The sequence below is a fragment of the Kitasatospora sp. NPDC051984 genome (assembly GCF_044593455.1).
Classification (GTDB): domain Bacteria; phylum Actinomycetota; class Actinomycetes; order Streptomycetales; family Streptomycetaceae; genus Kitasatospora.
The window spans coordinates 22,269-39,277 of record NZ_JBIUCB010000006.1; the positions used below are offsets into that span (position 1 = coordinate 22,269).

13 protein-coding genes are annotated in these 17,009 nt (G+C 73.8%); 7 read left to right on the forward strand and 6 right to left on the reverse strand.

Features of this window, described 5'->3' with window-relative positions:
- Window positions 1-14: 14 nt before the first annotated feature.
- The 5 genes from panD to ACIHEI_RS13710 form a co-directional block, all read right to left on the reverse strand.
- The gene (gene panD / locus ACIHEI_RS13690) at window positions 15-464 is read right to left on the reverse strand and encodes an aspartate 1-decarboxylase (protein WP_396606765.1); all 450 of its coding nucleotides are present in this window, start codon (window positions 462-464) and stop codon (window positions 15-17) included.
- Between the two features lie 43 nt (window positions 465-507).
- Complete coding sequence (gene panC / locus ACIHEI_RS13695) at window positions 508-1,413, reverse strand: pantoate--beta-alanine ligase (RefSeq protein WP_396606766.1); 906 nt, start codon at window positions 1,411-1,413, stop codon at window positions 508-510.
- Window positions 1,413-2,327 (reverse strand): Rossmann-like and DUF2520 domain-containing protein, encoded by a 915-nt coding sequence (locus ACIHEI_RS13700; RefSeq protein WP_392949741.1) that lies wholly within the window; start codon window positions 2,325-2,327, stop codon window positions 1,413-1,415. The genes panC and ACIHEI_RS13700 overlap by 1 nt, the downstream gene beginning before the upstream one ends.
- A 190-nt stretch (window positions 2,328-2,517) precedes the next feature.
- Window positions 2,518-3,207 (reverse strand): response regulator, encoded by a 690-nt coding sequence (locus tag ACIHEI_RS13705; RefSeq protein ID WP_392949738.1) that lies wholly within the window; start codon window positions 3,205-3,207, stop codon window positions 2,518-2,520.
- Window positions 3,208-3,221: 14 nt separating this feature from the next.
- The gene (locus tag ACIHEI_RS13710; protein WP_396606767.1) at window positions 3,222-4,445 is read right to left on the reverse strand and encodes a sensor histidine kinase; all 1,224 of its coding nucleotides are present in this window, start codon (window positions 4,443-4,445) and stop codon (window positions 3,222-3,224) included.
- A 105-nt stretch (window positions 4,446-4,550) separates the two neighbouring features.
- Between ACIHEI_RS13710 and ACIHEI_RS13715 the strand changes: the two genes are divergently transcribed.
- Window positions 4,551-5,552: an SAM-dependent methyltransferase gene (locus ACIHEI_RS13715; RefSeq protein WP_396606768.1), complete on the forward strand. Its 1,002-nt coding sequence runs from the start codon at window positions 4,551-4,553 to the stop codon at window positions 5,550-5,552.
- A 14-nt stretch (window positions 5,553-5,566) separates the two neighbouring features.
- Entirely contained in the window at window positions 5,567-6,730 is a 1,164-nt protein-coding gene (locus tag ACIHEI_RS13720; RefSeq protein ID WP_392949730.1) for an NADH-quinone oxidoreductase subunit D, read from the forward strand.
- A 191-nt stretch (window positions 6,731-6,921) separates the two neighbouring features.
- Here the strand turns inward: ACIHEI_RS13720 and ACIHEI_RS13725 are convergent, their stop codons facing one another.
- A complete protein-coding gene (locus ACIHEI_RS13725) occupies window positions 6,922-7,821 on the reverse strand; it encodes a hypothetical protein (RefSeq protein ID WP_396606769.1) in 900 nt (299 codons plus the stop codon).
- A gap of 179 nt (window positions 7,822-8,000) precedes the next feature.
- Between ACIHEI_RS13725 and ACIHEI_RS13730 the strand changes: the two genes are divergently transcribed.
- The 5 genes from ACIHEI_RS13730 to ACIHEI_RS13750 all read left to right on the forward strand — a co-directional run bounded on the left by ACIHEI_RS13730 (window position 8,001) and on the right by ACIHEI_RS13750 (window position 16,988).
- Complete coding sequence (locus ACIHEI_RS13730) at window positions 8,001-8,345, forward strand: WXG100 family type VII secretion target (RefSeq protein ID WP_392949725.1); 345 nt, start codon at window positions 8,001-8,003, stop codon at window positions 8,343-8,345.
- A 65-nt stretch (window positions 8,346-8,410) separates the two neighbouring features.
- Window positions 8,411-11,668, forward strand: a complete 3,258-nt coding sequence (locus tag ACIHEI_RS13735; protein WP_396606770.1) for a toxin glutamine deamidase domain-containing protein — start codon at window positions 8,411-8,413, stop codon at window positions 11,666-11,668.
- Window positions 11,665-12,942, forward strand: coding sequence for an SUKH-4 family immunity protein (locus ACIHEI_RS13740; RefSeq protein WP_396606771.1), 1,278 nt, complete (start codon window positions 11,665-11,667; stop codon window positions 12,940-12,942). The genes ACIHEI_RS13735 and ACIHEI_RS13740 overlap by 4 nt, the downstream gene beginning before the upstream one ends.
- A gap of 49 nt (window positions 12,943-12,991) precedes the next feature.
- A complete protein-coding gene (locus tag ACIHEI_RS13745) occupies window positions 12,992-13,945 on the forward strand; it encodes a Ppx/GppA family phosphatase (protein WP_396606772.1) in 954 nt (317 codons plus the stop codon).
- A gap of 133 nt (window positions 13,946-14,078) precedes the next feature.
- Complete coding sequence (locus ACIHEI_RS13750) at window positions 14,079-16,988, forward strand: hypothetical protein (protein ID WP_396606773.1); 2,910 nt, start codon at window positions 14,079-14,081, stop codon at window positions 16,986-16,988.
- The last annotated feature ends 21 nt before the right edge of the window (window positions 16,989-17,009 follow it).

Consider the following 17,009-nt stretch of genomic DNA (forward strand, 5'->3'; position numbering starts at 1 on the left):
CTTCAGCTGCTCCTTCAGTGCGCGGCGGCGACGGCCACGCCGTCCGCCCCACCGTACGCGGCGTCGCCGCGCAGCAGTCCGCTGCCCTCGGGGGCGTCCGCGGGGTCGCCGCCCAGGCCGGTGATCCGGTTGTGCTCGTCCACGAACACCACCTTCGGCAGGTACGCCTTGGCCTCGGCGGTGTCCATCTGCCCGTAGGCGATCAGGATCACCAGGTCGCCGGGGTGGACCAGCCGGGCGGCCGCGCCGTTGATGCCGATGATGCCGGAGCCGCGCGGGCCCGCGATGGTGTAGGTCTCCAGCCGGGCGCCGTTGTTGATGTCGACGATGTGGACCAGCTCGCCGGGGAGCAGGTCCGCGGCGTCGAGCAGGTCCTCATCGACCGTCACCGATCCCACGTAGTGCAGGTCGGCCTGGGTGACGGTGGCTCGGTGGATCTTGGACTTGAGCATGGTGCGGAGCATGTGGTCACGCCTCTCTGAGTGCATGCCTGGGCTACAGCCGTACTTATCGGACGATGATGCTCACGTTGTCGATCAGCCGGGTCGGACCGACCTTGGCCGCCAGCGCGAGCACCGCCTCGCCCCGGTAGTCGTCCGGCGCCTCGGTGAAGGACATCGGATCGATCAGGGCGAGGTAGTCGAGGGAGATGCCCTCCGCGCCGTCCAGCGCGGCGGCGGCCGCCTCACGGACGGCCTTGGCACCCTGGGCGCCGGCGTCGCGGCCGGCGAACAGGGCGCGGGAGAGGGCGAGCGCCTGGGTGCGCTCCTCGTCGGAGAGGAAGCGGTTGCGGGAGGACAGCGCCAGGCCGTCCTCCTCGCGGACGGTCGGGACACCGACGATCTCCACGTCGAAGTCCAGGTCCGCGACCATCCGGCGGATGATCGCCAGCTGCTGGGCGTCCTTCTCGCCGAAGACCGCGAAGTCCGGGTCGGTGATGTGCAGCAGCTTGGCGACGACGGTCAGCATGCCGTCGAAGTGGCCGGGGCGGGACGCGCCCTCGAAGCCGGCGCCCATCGGGCCCGCCGAGAGGCGCACCAGCGGCTCGCCGTTCGGGTACACCTCGTCCACGGACGGGGCGAACACCACGTCCGCGCCCATCTCCTCGGCGAGCGCGACGTCCGCGTCCAGGGTGCGCGGGTAGCTGTCCAGGTCCTCGCCGGCGCCGAACTGCAGCGGGTTCACGAACACCGTGACGGCCACCCGGCCGTCCTTGCCGACCTGGCGGCGGGCCTCCCGGACCAGCGCCGCGTGGCCCTGGTGCAGGGCGCCCATGGTCATCACCACGGCGTTGTCCACCGGCTGCTCGTCCGGCCAGAACGCGGCCTCGAACTCCTCGACGGTGCGGGTCAGCACCGCCTTGCGGACCTTCGCCGCCTTCGGGGCCTTCGCCGGGCGCCTGTCGCGTGCCATCAGTGGTTCTCCTCGTTCAGTACGTCCAGCAGTGCTGCCGCCGGTTCCGGCTTCAGCGATCCGTTGGCGACCGCCCGTTGCGCGGTCGCCTTCGCCATCGCCCGGTACGCCTGGCCGATGTCCGGGGTCACCGTAGCGAGTCGGTCCAGGTGCTTGCGCACCGTTCCCACATCACCCCGGGCGACCGGGCCGGTCAGGGCCAGATCGCCGGAGCGCAGGGCGTTGTCCAGGGCCGCGCCGAGCAGCGGGCCGAGCATCTGGCCGGGCTCGGCGACACCCGCGGTGCGCAGCAGCTCCATCGCCTGCGCGACCAGCGTGACCAGGTGATTCGCGCCGTGCGCGAGAGCCGTGTGGTACAGCGGCCGGACGTCCTCCGGGATCCACGACGGCTCGCCGCCCATCTCCACCACCAGCGCCTCGGCGACCGGACGCAACCCCTCGGGCGCGGTCACACCGAACGGGCAGCCGGCCAGCCGGGCCACATCCACCGAGGTGCCGGTGAACGTCATCGCCGGGTGCAGCGCCAGCGGCAACGCGCCCTTGCGGGTCGCGGGCTCCAGCACGGCCACGCCGTGCGCGCCCGAAGTGTGGACGAGTATCTGGCCGGGACGGACGGCGTCGGTCGCGGCCAGACCGCTCACCAGATCCGGCAGGGCATCGTCCGGGACGGTCAGCAGCACCAGATCGGCCGCCGCCATCACCTGCGGCGGCGTCACCAGGCGGACACCGGGCAGCAGGGCCTCGGCGCGACGCCGCGAGGCGGCGGAGACGCCGGACGCGGCAACTACGCGATGGCCGGCCAGCTGCAGGGCCGCACCCAGGGCAGGACCGACCCGGCCGGCCCCGACCACACCGACAGCGAGCCGGGCCGGGCGGTTACCGGGGTCGGAGGGGTCTCCGAAGTCGTGCAGCACTCTTCCGTTCCAGTCCTCGGCGGGTACCAGACGTACCGCTCAATGGTACGGGCTGCGGGGGTGCACGTTACTGCGCCTGCCCACCCACCCGTGACCCGACAGCGGAACGGAGACGGGCGGGGTGTGCGCTGCTGCGGCCGGCCGCGGCGCAGCGGCTGCGCCGTTGGCCAGGTGGGTGCTCGGGTGGGGGTCAGGGGGTTTCGCCGGCGCGGACCAGGCCGTTCTCGTAGGCGAGGACGACGGCCTGGACGCGGTCGCGGAGGCTGAGCTTGGCGAGGATGCGGCCGACGTGGGTTTTGACGGTGGCTTCGGAGAGGACCAGCCGGCGGGCGATCTCGCCGTTGGAGAGGCCCTGGGCGACCAGCAGGAAGACCTCGCGTTCGCGTTCGGTGAGCGGGGTGAGGACGGCGGAGCCGGGCGTCGCGGTGGGAGTGGGCAGAACCTCGGCGAAGCGGTCGATCATGCGGCGGGTGGTGGTGGGTGCGACCACCGCGTCGCCGCCGTTGACGGCGCGGATCGCGGCGACCAGTTCGGCCGGCGGTACGTCCTTGAGCAGGAAGCCGGACGCGCCGGCCTTGAGCGCGGCGAAGGCGTATTCGTCGAGGTCGAAGGTGGTGAGGATGAGGACGCGGGGGGCGCCCTCGATCGGGGTGCCGCGGTCGTCGAGGCAGATGCGGCGGGTGGCCTGGACGCCGTCGAGGCGGGGCATCCGGACGTCCATCAGGATCACGTCGACGTCGGCGGTGCGCAGGACGTCGAGTGCCTGCTGGCCGTCACCGGCCTCGGCGGCGATCTCGATGTCGCCCTGCGATTGCAGGACCATCCGGAAGCCGGTTCGCAGCAGTTCCTGGTCGTCGACCAGCATTACGCGGATCGGCATCGGTCGGGTCTCCTTCACTTGGACACTTTGAGGGGGAGGACGGCTCGGATCCGGAAGCCGCCGCCGGGCCGGGGCCCGACGTCCAGGCTTCCGCTGACCATGCCGACCCGTTCGCGCATGCCGATCAGACCGTGGCCGAGACCGTCGGTGCCGCCGGTGGCGAGCTGTTCGCGGGTGCTGCCGCGGCCGTCGTCCTCGACCAGGACCTCCAGGTCGCCGTCCCGGAAGTCGACGGCGACGGTGGCGTGGGCGTCGGGGCCGCCGTGCTTGCGGACGTTGGTGAGGGCTTCCTGGACGATCCGGTAGACCGTGAGCTCCAGGCCGCGGGGCAGTTCGCGGGCCTCGCCGGTGGCGGTGAACTCGACCGGCAGGCCGGCCGTGCGGACCTGTTCGAGCAGTTCGGGGAGTTCCTCGACGCCGGGCTGCGGCACGTACTCGCCGGTGGTGTCGGCGGTGCGCAGCACGCCGAGCAGGCGGCGCATTTCGGCGAGCGCCTGGCGGCCGGTGGAGGCGATGGTGCCGAGCGCTTCCTTGGTCTGCTGCGGGGAGGAGTCCATGACGTACGCGGCGCCGTCGGCCTGGACGATCATCACGGAGACGTTGTGCGCCACCACGTCGTGCAGTTCGCGGGCGATCCGGGCGCGCTCGGCGGCGACCGCGACCTGCGACTGGGCGTCCCGTTCGCGCTCCAGTCGGGCGGCCCGGTCCTCCAGCTCGATCAGGTAGGCGCGGCGGACCCGGGTCAGCCGGCCCCACGCCCAGCACAGTACGAACGGGGTGGTCATCAGTGCGGCCACCAGGACCCGCTTGGCGAAGGTGTCGTTCGGGGCATCGGGCGACGTCGGCATCAGCCGCCAGACGGTGAGCGGCCCGGCGGCCAGGCTGGCGACCAGTGCCAGCCAGGGCGTCCAGCGTCTGCCGAAGGCCGCGCCGGTGTAGGCGAACACCAAGTAGCCGATGCTGGCCGCGCCGGGTTCGATCACGAGGGCGACCTGGCCGATGCCGAGGACGACGGCCACCGCGGTGGTGACGTCGGGCCAGCGCCGCCGGACGACCATCAGTCCGGGCAGGATCACCGCGACCGCGACGGCCAGGAACCTCGCGGCGCCGGAGAGCCGATATCCGTCGGGCGTGGCCTGGTCCAGCGCGACGAGCACGCCCGGGAACAGCACCATCAGTGCCCAGGCGGAGTCGACCACCATGGGATGTCGGCGGAGCCAGGCGTTGAGTCGATGCACAGGTCCAGCCTAGGGAGTCGGATGGCGTGTTCAGGTCCGTCGGGAGAGCGATCCGGTGCTACTCCCCAAGGTGGAGATCCCCTCCTCCGGGTAACGTCGCCCGCTATGACATGGATGCGGTGGCGGCCCGCGATCGAACACGCGCTGTACCGGCCCGACGGCGGCTTCTACCGCAGGCCGGAGGGCCCGGCCGGGCACTTCCGCACCTCCGTGCACGCCTCCGCCCGGTTCGCCGGCGCGGTGGCCCGCCTGTTGGCAGGGGTCGACGCCGCGCTCGGCTCGCCGGACCGGCTGGCCTTCGTGGACGTCGGCGCCGGCCGCGGCGAACTCACGGTCGCCGTCCGTGACGCACTGCCCGCCGAACTGCGCGCCCGGGTCGCGTTCCACGCCGTCGAATTCGCCGACCGCCCCGCCGGCCTGCCCGACGGGATCGGCTGGGGCCCCGAGCTGCCGTCCGGCGTCACCGGCCTGCTGTTCGCCAACGAGTGGCTCGACAACGTCCCCCTTGACCTCGCCGAACGCGACGAGGACGGGCAGCTGCGGTACCTCGAGGTCGCCCCCGACGGCTACGAACGGCTGGGTGAACCGCTCGATGCGGACGACGCGGCCTGGGCCGCACAGTGGTGGCCCGGGGAACGGGTGGAGCTGGGCGGCCCCCGGGACGCCGCCTGGGCCGGGGCGGTCGGCGCCCTGGAACGCGGCCTCGCGGTGGCCGTCGACTACGCACACACCCGCGACACCCGCCCCCCGTTCGGCACCCTCACCGGCTTCCGGGACGGCCGGGAGACCGCACCCGTCCCCGACGGCAGCTGCGACCTGACCGCGCACGTCGCCCTCGACGCCGCCGCGGTCCCGGCTCATCCGGTGCTGCTGACCACCCAGCGCACCGCCCTGCGCGCGCTCGGCGTCAGCGGCGCCCGCCCGCCGCTCGCCCTCGCCAGCACCGACCCGGCCGGCTACCTGCGGGCCCTGGGCGGGGCCGGCGAGGCCGCCGAACTCACCGACCCGGCCGGGCTCGGAGCATTCCACTGGCTGGTCCAGGCCGTCCGCATGCCGGTACCGGACGACCTCGCGGGCCTGCCGGGATGGCAGACTCTCCCCTCATGAAGGAGTCGACGGGCATGACGGAGACCACGGTCGGCATCGGCCCGGGCGCGCAGACGCTCCCCGGGGAGCCCGGCAGCACCGACATGGTGCTCAACATCGGCCCCCAGCACCCGTCCACGCACGGCGTGCTGCGCCTGAAGCTGGTCCTCGACGGCGAGCGGATCATCTCCGCCGAACCCGTGATCGGCTACATGCACCGCGGCGCGGAGAAGCTCTTCGAGGCCCGTGACTACCGGCAGATCATCATGCTGGCCAACCGGCACGACTGGCTGTCCGCCTTCGCCAACGAACTCGGCGTGGTCCTCGCCGTCGAGCGGATGCTCGGCATGGAGGTCCCCGAGCGCGCCGTCTGGCTGCGGATGCTGCTGGCCGAGCTGAACCGGGTGCTCAACCACCTGATGTTCCTCGGCTCGTACCCCCTGGAACTGGGCGGCATCACGCCGATCTTCCACTCCTTCAACGGCCGCGAAGAACTCCAGCACGTCCTGGAGGAAGCCTCCGGCGGACGCATGCACTACATGTTCAACCGGGTCGGCGGCCTCAAGGAGGACCTCCCGGCAGGCTGGCTCGGCCGGGTCCGCGCGGCCATCGGCGTCGTCCGCTCGCAGCTGCCGGTCTTCGAGAACCTGGTCCTCGGCAACGAGATCTTCCGCGGCCGGACGGCCGGCATCGGCGTCCTCTCCCGCGAACACGTGCACGCGTACGGCGTCACCGGGCCGATCGCCCGGGCCAGCGGCGTCGACTTCGACCTGCGACGCGACGAGCCGTACCTCGCGTACGGCGAACTGCAGGACGTACTGCGGGTGCCGGTGCGGGAGGAGGGGGACTGCCTGGCCCGGTTCGAGTGCCTGCTCGAACAGACCGAGAACTCGCTCGCGCTGGCGGACGCGTGCCTGGACCGGCTGGTGGAGATGCCGGCCGGGCCGATCAACCTGCGGCTGCCCAAGGTGCTCAAGGCGCCGGAAGGTGAGACGTACGCGTGGACCGAGAACCCGCTCGGGGTGAACGGGTACTACCTGGTGTCGCGCGGGGAGAAGACGCCCTGGCGGCTGAAGCTTCGGTCCGCGTCGTTCAACAACATTCAGGCGCTGACGGAATTGCTGCCGGGGACGCTGGTGGCGGACATGGTGGCGATTCTGGGGTCGATGTTCTTCGTGGTGGGGGACATCGACAAGTAGGGAAGGCGGACGGGGAGGCAAATCAGGGGCCCGGGGAACGGCGGGGCCGGGCTGCTGGTGGTCGGAGACAGCGGGGGTCGTGTCTGCGGCGGGTCAAGGACGGGGACCAGAAACTACGGGGCCTTTTCGTGCCCCGTTGATCCTCCGCAGTCTCGGCCCCGCCGTTCCCCGGGCCCCTGAATGCACGCCCCCTAGATGCCTGCGGGGTGCGGCGCCAGCTTGGGGTTGTGGGCTTCGCAGAGGGTGACGAGTGTCGCGTACGCCTCGGGGCCCATGAGTTCGATGAGTTCGGGGCGGTAGGAGACGTAGACGGGCTTGGCGGCGTTGTGGGCCTCGGGTGAGCTGGTGCACCACCAGTGGAGGTCGTGGCCGCCGGGGCCCCAGCCGCGGCGGTCGTATTCGCCGATGGAGACCTGGAGGTAGCGGGTGTCGTCGGGGCGGTCGATCCAGTCGTAGGTGCGGCGGATCGGGAGTTGCCAGCAGACGTCGGGCTTGGTTTCCAGGGGTTCGAGGCCCTCGCGGAGGGCGAGGACGTGCAGGGCGCAGCCGGCGCCGCCGGGGAAGCCGGGGCTGTTCAGGAAGAGGCAGGCGCCGTTGACGCGGCGGGTCTGGCGGTCGCCGTCCTCGTCCAACATGGTGATGCCGCCGTCGCGGCGGATCCGGCCCTTGGCGTCGGTGCCTTCGGCGTGGTGTTCCCAGATGTCGGGGGTGAGGCGGGCGGCGTGTCCGGTGACGCGCTGTTCGTCGTCCTCGTCGGAGTAGTGGGCGCCGAGGGTGCAGCAGCCGTCGGAGGCGCCGCGGCCGGGCTGGATGCCGTGGCAGCCCTTGCCGAAGATGCAGCCCCAGTTGGAGGTGAGCCAGGTGAGGTCGCAGCGGAACACCTGGTCCTCGTCGGCGGGGTCGGTGAACTCGACCCAGGCGCGCGGGAAGTCGAGGGCGACTTCGCGGACGGTGGGCATCGCCAGGTCGACGACCGGGGCCTTGGCCGCGCCGTCGGCCTTGCCTGCCTTGCCGGACTTCTTGGACTTCTTGTTCTCAGCTGGTGCCACCCGGCAAGGGTATGGCCTGGCGGGGCGAGGGCGGAGGGGCATCGCGGCTTTTGGTCCGGTTTGCCGGGGTTGGGGGGTTTTCCGGGGCTGCCCGTGGGCGGCGTAGGTGAAACGGCTGTGAAAAGGGCCGCAGCCCGGGCGGCGGCGGCCGTGCGCGGCCCTAGGATGGCCCAGCCGGGGGTAGGTCGGGCGCATGAGCGCCCTTGCACGGGGGAGTGCACATGGGCGACAAGGTCGTCATCCGGTCGTGGGAACTCCACGGCGAGGCAAAGGAGTTCGAGACAGTCTCGAACGAGTTCGGCAGTGCGGCGAAGCAGTTGGAGAGCGGGCTGGCGGCGCTGGGTGCGCCGTGGGGCAGCGACGCTCCGGGCAAGCCGTTCGGTACCGCGTACGGCGAGGCCCGGGAGGGCGTGCTGGCGGGGCTGCAGGGTCTGTCGGAGCGGCTGGGCCGGATCGGCCAGGGGCTGCACAGCATGGCGGACAGCATGGAGCGCACCGACAGCGAGGTCAGCGCGGACTTCAACGCGCCTTCGTCGAACCACCCGACCGCAACCGGCCGGGCCTGAACCGCAGTCAGAGCACGCGGCGGGCGGCTGTGCACGCCGAACCGCACCACCCGAAGGGGGAGCACGTGTCCAGGAACCTGCCGGAGGAACTCGCCCCCGCGCTGGCACGGACCGGCCACGCGTGGCCACAGGCGGACGAGGACGGGCTGCGCCGGGCGGCCGGCCTGTGGCGGGAGTTCGGTTCGGAGGCGGACGCCCTGGTGCGGCGCGGCAACACGGCCGCGCAGCGGGTGTCCGGGGAGAACGAGGGCCCCGCGGTGGACGCGTTCACCACGCACTGGCGGCAGTTCAGCGGCGGCGGCCGCGGCCAGCTGGACGACGCCTCGGCGGCGGCGGGCCTGGTGGCCGGCGCGCTGGACAAGGCGGCCGGCGTGGTCGACCACAGCAAGGCCGAGATCATCGCGGTGCTGCAGGAGCTGACCGAGAAGATCCGGGCGGCGGACGCGGCCGAGGCGAAGGCCAAGGCGCAGATCGCCCAGGCCGGCAAGGACATCGTCTCCGGCGGCCTGATCTCCGGGCTGGTGTCCGGCGCGGCCGGCCTGGTGAAGGAGGGCGTCGCCGAGGCCGAGGAACTGGCCGCCGTCGAGCACGCCAAGCTGAAGATCGGACAGCTGCTGGAGCAGCTCGAGCGGGACATGGCGGAGGCGGCGAAGTCGCTCGCCAAGGAGCCCCCGCTGATAGCCCTGGAGCGGATCGCCCAGGCCGACGGCCGCGGCCTGCACGGCGAGAAGCGCGAGAGCTCGATGGCCGCCCGGTCCGGTCAGGTCACCGGCGTCCTGGCGAAGTCCGGAGTGGCCCGCTCGGTGGAGGTCGCCGGCGTGGCCGGCGTGCACGCCGAGCTGAAGGCCGACGGCACCGTCAAGACCGACCGGCACGGCAACCCGATCCTGGTCGGCGACGACGGCCAGCGGGTCAAGGGCGTCGAGGGCCTGAAGGTCACCCAGGGCACCGACGGCACCCAGCAGCTGGTCGGCCCGGACGGCACCCCGGTGGGCGGCGTGGCGATGGGCGAGGACGGCAAGCCGCTGCTCGGCAAGGACGGCAAGCCGGTGCTGGTCGGCCTGACCGGCGCGCTGGTCGGCACCGGCATCGTGCTGGCCCTCGGCCTGGACGGCCACCCCAAGCTCGACGACGACGGCCACCCGGTGATGATGGCCGCCAACGGCACCCCGGTCTCCGGCCTGGTCGCCGACCAGAAGGGCCACCTGCTGATCGGCAGCAACGGCCAGGCCGTCACCGTCAACGCGGACATGCAGGCGGTCGGCCCGAACGGGCAGATCGTGCAGTTCGGCGCCGACGGCCGCCCGCTCGACGTGCTCGGCAAGGACGGGCAGCCGCTGCCGATCGGCGACGGCCAGAACAACAGCCCGTACGGGGACGGCACGCGCGGCCACAACGGCCAGGGCGGCCACGACGGCCACGACGGCCACAACGGCCACGACGGCCAGGGCAACGGCAACGGCAACGGCCAGGGCAACGGCCGCGGCAACGGACCCGGCAGCAACATGTCCGGTGGCAACTCCCCGCTGAACGGGCTCCCGGGCAAGCTCGACGGCGCGATCTTCGACCAGCAGGGCGGCCAGGACCAGGGCGGCGGCCAGTCGCAGTCCGCTCCGGCGGGCGGCGGTGGGCACCGCGGTGGCGGCAACTCCGGCGGCTACCAGAACAACTCGGCTCCGGTGTACGGCAATTCGCACAGCGGCTCGTCCGGTGGCGGCGGCGGTGGCGGTGGCGGTTCGTACGGCGGCGGTGGCGGTGGCGGTGGTTCCTACGGTGGCGGTGGCGGCTGGTCCCCGAGCGACTCGCCCTCGCCCTCCTCGTCGCACGGGCCGGTGTCGGTGCACGTCGACTCGGTGCTGACGCCGCCCGCGCCGCACCTCCCGCCGTCGGTGGACAGCAGTGACATCTGGTCGTCCGGCGGTAGCGGTGGCGGTGGCGGTGGTGTGCACCGCGGCGACCCCGGTTCGGTGTTCGGCGGTTCGGGCGGTTCGGGTGGCGGCTCGTCCATCCAGCTCGGCCCGGTCGGCGGCGGTTCCGCCCCGGCCGGCGGCGGCGTGCCGGTCGGCGGTTCGGTCGGCGGTTCGGTCGGCGCCGGCCCGGTGGCCGGTGCGGGCCCGGTCGGCGGTGCCTCCGGCGGCACTCCCGGCGCGGCCGGTACCCCCGGTGCCCCGGGCGCTGCGGCCGGTGCCGCCGGCGCCCCCGGTGCTGCGGCCGGTGCGGCAGCCGGCACCCCGGGTGCTCCCGGCGCTGCGGCCGGTACCCCCGGCGCCCCCGGCGCGGGTGGGCAGGGCGGCGGTGCGGCCGCGGTGGTCGGTGTCGGCCAGCACGCGGCGGACGGCCGCCCGGTGGCGGCCCGTCCGGTGACCGGCCCGGTCCCGCCCACGGGCGGCGGCGGCATCGGTCAGCAGGCCCCCGGTGGTCCCGTCCGGCACGACCCGCTGCCGGACGTCCGGCGGCACAGCCCCGCCGACGAGTCCGGCGCGCCGCTCCACCAGGCGTCCGCGGCCTGGCTGGTGCTCTCCGGCGGCGGGCAGGGCGGCGTGGTGCGGCCCGGCTCCGCCGAGCAGGTGGTGCGCACCCTCGCCGACAGCCGCCCGTACGGGCTGCCCGGCGGGCTCGGCCCGGTCGATCCCGCGCACCAGGCCGAGGTGGTGCGGCGCACCCCCGCGCCATTCCCGGACCCGATGGTCGGCGAGTGGATCGAGGTCCTCAACGGCGGCGGCCCGACCGAGAGCGGACGCGCCAACAACTGTGTGGACGTGGCACTTTCGGCCGTCGACACGCTCGGCACCGCACCCACCTGCGCCGCGCCGCGACTGCCCGACGGCCCGGCCGGCGAGCGCGGCGGCCGCGACCGCGCCGAGCTCGAACTCGGCACCCGCTTCCTCGACCTGGGCGACGGCGCCGAGGCGCACGGCAAGCTCGGCCAGGCACTGCTCGCGCACGGCACCGGCACCCGCGCGGTGCTGCTCACCGTCGACGGCTTCGGCCGCTCGCACACCTGGAACGCCGTCAACCACAAGGGCGTGCTCAGCTACCTCGACCACCAGACCGGCTACGCCGCGCCGACCCCGCTCTACCCGGCCGACCACGGCCTGTGGGCGATCGCGGTGGACGCCGCCGACCGGCCGATCGACCTGTCCGCTCCGCTGCCCGTCACCGTCGCCGTCCCCACCGGGGACCGCGACGACGCGGTGGCCGAGCCGGTGCCCGCCATGGCCGGCGCCCCCGCAGAGGAACCGGCCGCGGACGTCCCGCCCGCGGCAGCGCCGCCGCGCTCCCGTCTCACCATCCACCGCACCGCCGGGAGCACCAACCGATGATCAGCCGTGAACAGGCCCTCGCCACCGCCCACCGCTGGGTCAACGGCGACCTCCCGCAGGAGGCTTCGCGGCCTGTCAGGTGCCACGAGTTCGACCTCGGCTGGGTGCTCTGGCCGGAGCCCGCGCCGATCCTCACCGACCCGCTCACCGGGGTGCGCCGCGCCCCGGAGGAGATCGGCGCGGCCTGCGCCGTGGTCGACCGGGTCAGCGGCGAACTCACCGTCTTCCCGTCCGTCCCGGTTCCCGAGGTGGAGCGGCTCTACCGCGACCGCCTCGGCGCCGGCAGCCACCACCCGGCGCTGCCGCCCGTCACCGGCCCCGGCACCCGGGCCGCGCTCAGCTACCGGGACGGCAAGGGCGTCACCCAGTCGCTCGCCGTGCACTCCGCGCACGGCCACCCGCACCCCGCGCTGCGCGCCTGGCAGCAGCTGTCCGCGCAGGGCGTCGCCCTCGACGACCTGATCGCGCTCCGCACCGACCTGCGGCTGTCGATGCTCCCCGGCGGCTACTGGGAGCACGTCATCGCGGCCCGGCTGCCTGGCGTCCGGATCGAGTTCGAGCAGCCGTACGGCCCGCGCCACGACCACCGGGCGGCCGCCGTCCGGGCGCTGGCCGCCCGCACCGGCCGGCACTGGAACCGGGTGCCGTTCCCGCTCGCCGTGCCGCCCGCCCAGCCCGAGGACGAGAACGGCCTCGGGCAGCGGTTGGCCGCGCTGTTCGGCGAGGACGGCGCGCACCGCTTCGAGCAGACCGCGGTGCTCGCCGCCGACCTGCCCGAGGCCGCCGCCCGCGCCCTGCAACGTACCGGCCTGCCGCGGGTGGTGGCCGGGTTCTTCACCCTCCACCTCCCCGAGAGCGACGGCATCGCCGGGCAGGCCGGACCCGTCCTGCCCGACCTCACCGAACACCTCGGCGCGCTCGGCCGCGGCCGCCGCGCCACCGCCGCGGCCCGCGCCGCGCTGATCGGCCAGCGGCTGCTCGGCACCGACGGCTGGGCGCTGTTCACCGTCGACACCGCGCAGGGCCGGATCCGCGCCGTCGACCCCGACACCTGCGAGGCCCGCTACACCAACGCCGACCTGACCGCCTTCACCCGCTGCCTCGCGCTGCTCGCCGAGCGCTACCCGCGCCTGCGCGACCTGCCGCCCGAGCAGGCCGGCCCGGCCGTCGCCGAGTTCCAGTGGGCGCTGGCCGCACTCGACCGGACCGCGCTGCGGAACCCCGAGAACTGGTGGGCGGTCATCGTCGAACAGCTCTGGGACGGACTGCTGTGACCCCACCGGTACCCCGGGAGGTCACCGGTCTGGGCTAAGTTGGACGGTCATGCGACTCGGTGTGCTCGACGTAGGCTCCAACACCGTCCACTTCCTCGTGGTGGACGCCCACCCCGGTGCGGCCCCCCTGCCCGCCTACTCCCACAAGGCCGACCTGCGCCTCGCCGAGCTGCTGGACGCGGACGGGGCGATCAGCCCGATCGGCATCGAACGGCTGGTCTCGATGGTCGCCTCCTCGCTGCGGGTCGCCGAGGACAAGGGCGTCGTCGACCTGCTGCCGTTCGCCACCTCCGCCGTCCGGGAGGCCAGCAACGGCGAGGAGGTGCTGCGCCGGGTCGAGGACGAGACCGGCGTCGCGCTCACCGTGCTGTCCGGCCAGGACGAGGCCCGGCTGACCTTCCTCGCCGTCCGCCGCTGGTTCGGCTGGTCCTCCGGCCGGCTGCTCAACCTCGACATCGGCGGCGGCTCCCTGGAGATCGCCTGCGGCCTCGACGAACAGCCCGACGTCGCCACCTCCCTGCCGCTCGGCGCCGGACGCCTCACCTCCCGGCTCCCCGGCGACGTCGCCGACCCCCGCGACATCCGCGAACTGCGGCGGCACATCCGCGCCGAGATCGCCGGCGCGGTCGGCGAGATCGCCCGCCTCGGCGCGCCCGACCACTCGGTGGCCACCTCCAAGACCTTCAAGCAGCTCGCCCGGATGACCGGCGCCGCCCCCGAGGGCGCCGGCGTCCGCGTCCCCCGCAAGCTCACCCGGGCCGGCCTCTCCGCCTGGCTGCCCCGCCTCGCCGCCATGACCCCCGCCGAACGCGCCCGCATCCCCGGCGTCTCGCTCGGCCGCGCCCGCCAGCTGCTGGCCGGCGCGCTGGTCGCCGACGCCGCGATGGACCTGTTCGGCCTGGACGAGCTGGACATCTGCCCGTGGGCGCTGCGCGAGGGCATCATCCTGCGCCGCCTCGACACCATGGACGGCCAGGACAGCCGGGTCGCAATCGAAGCGTGACCCGGCGGGCGGTAGCAACTCGCCTTTTCCCCTGGGGGATTCGTGTGCGAGCGGCTAGGATCCCGGTGGTTTCAGGGGATCGTTCGCTGGGGGGATCGCGATGTCCGTGCCGTTTCTTGCCGACCGCCGAAGAGTGACCCGCTGGACAGCCGTGATCGGCAGGCTTCCGGTGGTCGCCGTGCTGGTGTCGATGGCCATGCTGCTGCCGGGCAACGGCCCGCAGCCGGTCGCGGCCGGGGCCGCTCCGGTCTCCGCACCACTGTCCGCCGTCCCGGCGCCGCCGCCCGGCGGCGTGGGCAACACCGGTAACGGCGGCGGGCCGGTCCAGGCCGGCGACGGCGCGACCCCGTCCTCCCCCCAGGGCCTGTTGGCGTCCGGCGTTCCCACGCCGAGCCGGCCGCCGCGTCCGGTCTCGTATCCCACCGGGTCGCCCGGTTCGACCGGCCCGTGCCCGACCGGGCTGGCGCCCCAGGTGCTGGTGTACTGCGGTGCCGCTCCGAACGCACCGACAGAGTTCAAGTTCTACGTGACGGCGGACCGGGACATGGTGATCGTCCAGGTGGCCAGCACGCAGTACGGCCTGGTGCCGCGGCTGTTCGGCCCGGACGGCGAGCAGGTGACGTGCGACATCAAGCCCGAGAGCTACACCTTCGGGCCGGTGCGGTGCGTCACCGGCAAGGCCGGCACGTACACGCTGCGGCTGGTCAACCCCGGCTCGTGGGTCCTGCCCATCGCGCTGTCGTACCTGCCGGTGTTCTCCACCGACAAGTGCGTGGCCATGCGCGGCAAGGACAGTTCGCTGGGCGATCCCACCGTCTACTCCGGCACCGTGCCGTCGGGCATGGCGGGTGACTGCTGGACGACCGACTTCGCCACCGGCGATGTGGTGCGGCAGCTCGGCAGCAACCTGAGCCAGAGCGTGTTCGACGCCACCGGCCGGGACGTGTGCGCCCCCGGCAGCCCGCAGGTGTCCGGGCCCGACTGCCGGCTGGCCGGCACCGCCCCCTACCGGCTGGTCGTCCAGTACGGGTACGAGTCCACCACCCCCGGCGAGCCCAGCACGCATGCCTACAAGATGGCCATGTCGCGGCTGTCGCGGCCGGAGGGCTGCGCGGTGGTCGAGCCGCAGACGTACGGGGTGGCCCCCGACCTGACGGACACCACCCGCTGCCGGATCCTGCGGGTGCCCGCCGACGGCCACTACATGTTCCGCGGGACCCGCGAGAGCGGCCCCACGGGCGGCACCCTGTACCGGTCCGACCTCAGCACGCTCTGCCCGTCCGGGGACTGCGACCTGACCGCCGGCGACTACCTGTTCACGCCTCCGCCGAGCACCAGTGCGACCCCGTACGGGATGGTCCTCCGCTCGGCCACCGAGACCCGCGGCTGCACCGCCGGCCGGGACGACCAGATGGCGTCGGGCGCGCCCGTCGAGAACTTCGGCTCGGCCGGACACGACCTCTGCCGCACCCTGCCGACCGCGTCCGGCCGGGCCGTGTACGTGCTGAACGGGACGGCCAACGGCGGGACGGCGCGCTACCGGGTGCTGGACGCCACCGGCGCCGAGCAGTGCCACGGCTTCACCGTCAACGACACCTACCAGGTGTGCCGGCTGACCGGCACCGCCCCGTTCCGGCTGGTGGCGGATGCCCAGGGCCCGTTCGACTACCGGCTGCTGGTCCAGCGGGTCGACGAGACCGCCGGCTGCACCCCCTGGGGCGCCGCAGAGTACGGCACCGGCAGCGGCCTGCGCACCGGCCTGTCCGGGAAGCCGGCCGACGGGGCGCTGGAGAGCTGCTTCGCCGTCCCGGCCGACCACCCCGCCACCGAACTGGTCGGCTTCCGGCTGCCGGGGACCCAGGTCGGTGCCGCCCTCCACCTGGTCGGCCCGTCCGGTGAGGAGTTCTGCCAGGTCGTCGTCGGCGGTGAGGGCACCTGCCGACCGCCCGTCGGCAAGGCCTACACCGCCGTGCTGACCTACGGCCGCGCCCTGGGCGACTACACGCTGGTCCGCCGCGACGCCACCCCGTCCGCCGCCTGCGACCTGCCCGCCGCCACGGGCCAGGTCGGCGGCCCGTCCACCGGCTTCACCTTCGACAGCACCGTCGACGCGCACTGCACCGCCTTCGACGCGGCCGCCACCGACCTGCTGCAGGCGAGCACCCACACCAACACCAGCCAGGTGTCCGCCGGGGTCACCGTGCTGGACGCCGACGGCAGGACGCTGTGCAGCGGCTGGGGCGCCGACTGCCGGGTCACCGGCTCGACCCGCTACCTCGCGGTGGTGGCCGCCCCGGACCCGCTCGGCCGGGCCGCCGCGCCCGGCGGGCTGGACGTCTGGCGGCTGGCCACCGCGGCCGGCTGGGCACCCGAGTGCGCCGCCCACCCGGTCTCGGCCGACGGCTTCGACCAGCGCAGCGGGGTGCTGACCTCCGACGCCCCGCTGTACTGCGCGGTACTGGAGATGCGCCCGGGCCAGAAGGTGGACGTCGCCTCCGTCACCGACGACTACAGCACCTGGGCGCGGCTGACCGTCGCCGGCCGGGAGAACTGGGCCGACGGCGACACCGCCTACAAGTGCACCCAGGACAGCGCGGTCACCGGCCTCAACACCGTGTGCACGTACAGCGGCACCACCACCGGGCACGCCGTGCTGCTGTTCAGCCCGGGCCACGCGCACCTCCCGCTGCCCTACACGCTGCAGGGGGCCAGGCCCGGCACCGGCACCGCACGCTCCGGCCTCCCGGAGTCGGTCACCCCGGCCGAACTGCACTTCGGCGGCTCCCCCGAGGTGACCGTCCACGGCACCGGGCTCAGCCTCAACACGCAGATGCAGCTGTCCGTCGGAGACTTTCCCGGCTGGTGCACGGTGCTGAGGTGGCGCCCGCTGCGGGTGAACGCGGACGGCACCGAGCTGGTCATCCAGGTCGACCTGGCCAGTGGCTGCGTGGGCACCTACGACCTGGTGATCCAGGGCGCCCCCTACCAGCGCGGAGTCCCCTCGCCCGGCTACCTGCCCAAGGCGCTGAAGGTGATCGCCTGACTCCCGGGTGCCGCATCGCAC

Excerpts from the sequence above, each read along its gene's own strand:
- panD (WP_396606765.1), bottom strand. The coding sequence starts at position 464 with ATGCTCCGCACCATGCTCAAGTCCAAGATCCACCGAGCCACCGTCACC.
- panC (WP_396606766.1), bottom strand. The coding sequence starts at position 1,413 with ATGGCACGCGACAGGCGCCCGGCGAAGGCCCCGAAGGCGGCGAAGGTC.
- ACIHEI_RS13705 (WP_392949738.1), bottom strand. The coding sequence starts at position 3,207 with ATGCCGATCCGCGTAATGCTGGTCGACGACCAGGAACTGCTGCGAACC.
- ACIHEI_RS13715 (WP_396606768.1), top strand. The coding sequence starts at position 4,551 with ATGACATGGATGCGGTGGCGGCCCGCGATCGAACACGCGCTGTACCGG.
- ACIHEI_RS13720 (WP_392949730.1), top strand. The coding sequence starts at position 5,567 with ATGACGGAGACCACGGTCGGCATCGGCCCGGGCGCGCAGACGCTCCCC.
- ACIHEI_RS13725 (WP_396606769.1), bottom strand. The coding sequence starts at position 7,821 with ATGCCCCTCCGCCCTCGCCCCGCCAGGCCATACCCTTGCCGGGTGGCA.
- ACIHEI_RS13730 (WP_392949725.1), top strand. The coding sequence starts at position 8,001 with ATGGGCGACAAGGTCGTCATCCGGTCGTGGGAACTCCACGGCGAGGCA.
- ACIHEI_RS13740 (WP_396606771.1), top strand. The coding sequence starts at position 11,665 with ATGATCAGCCGTGAACAGGCCCTCGCCACCGCCCACCGCTGGGTCAAC.
- ACIHEI_RS13745 (WP_396606772.1), top strand. The coding sequence starts at position 12,992 with ATGCGACTCGGTGTGCTCGACGTAGGCTCCAACACCGTCCACTTCCTC.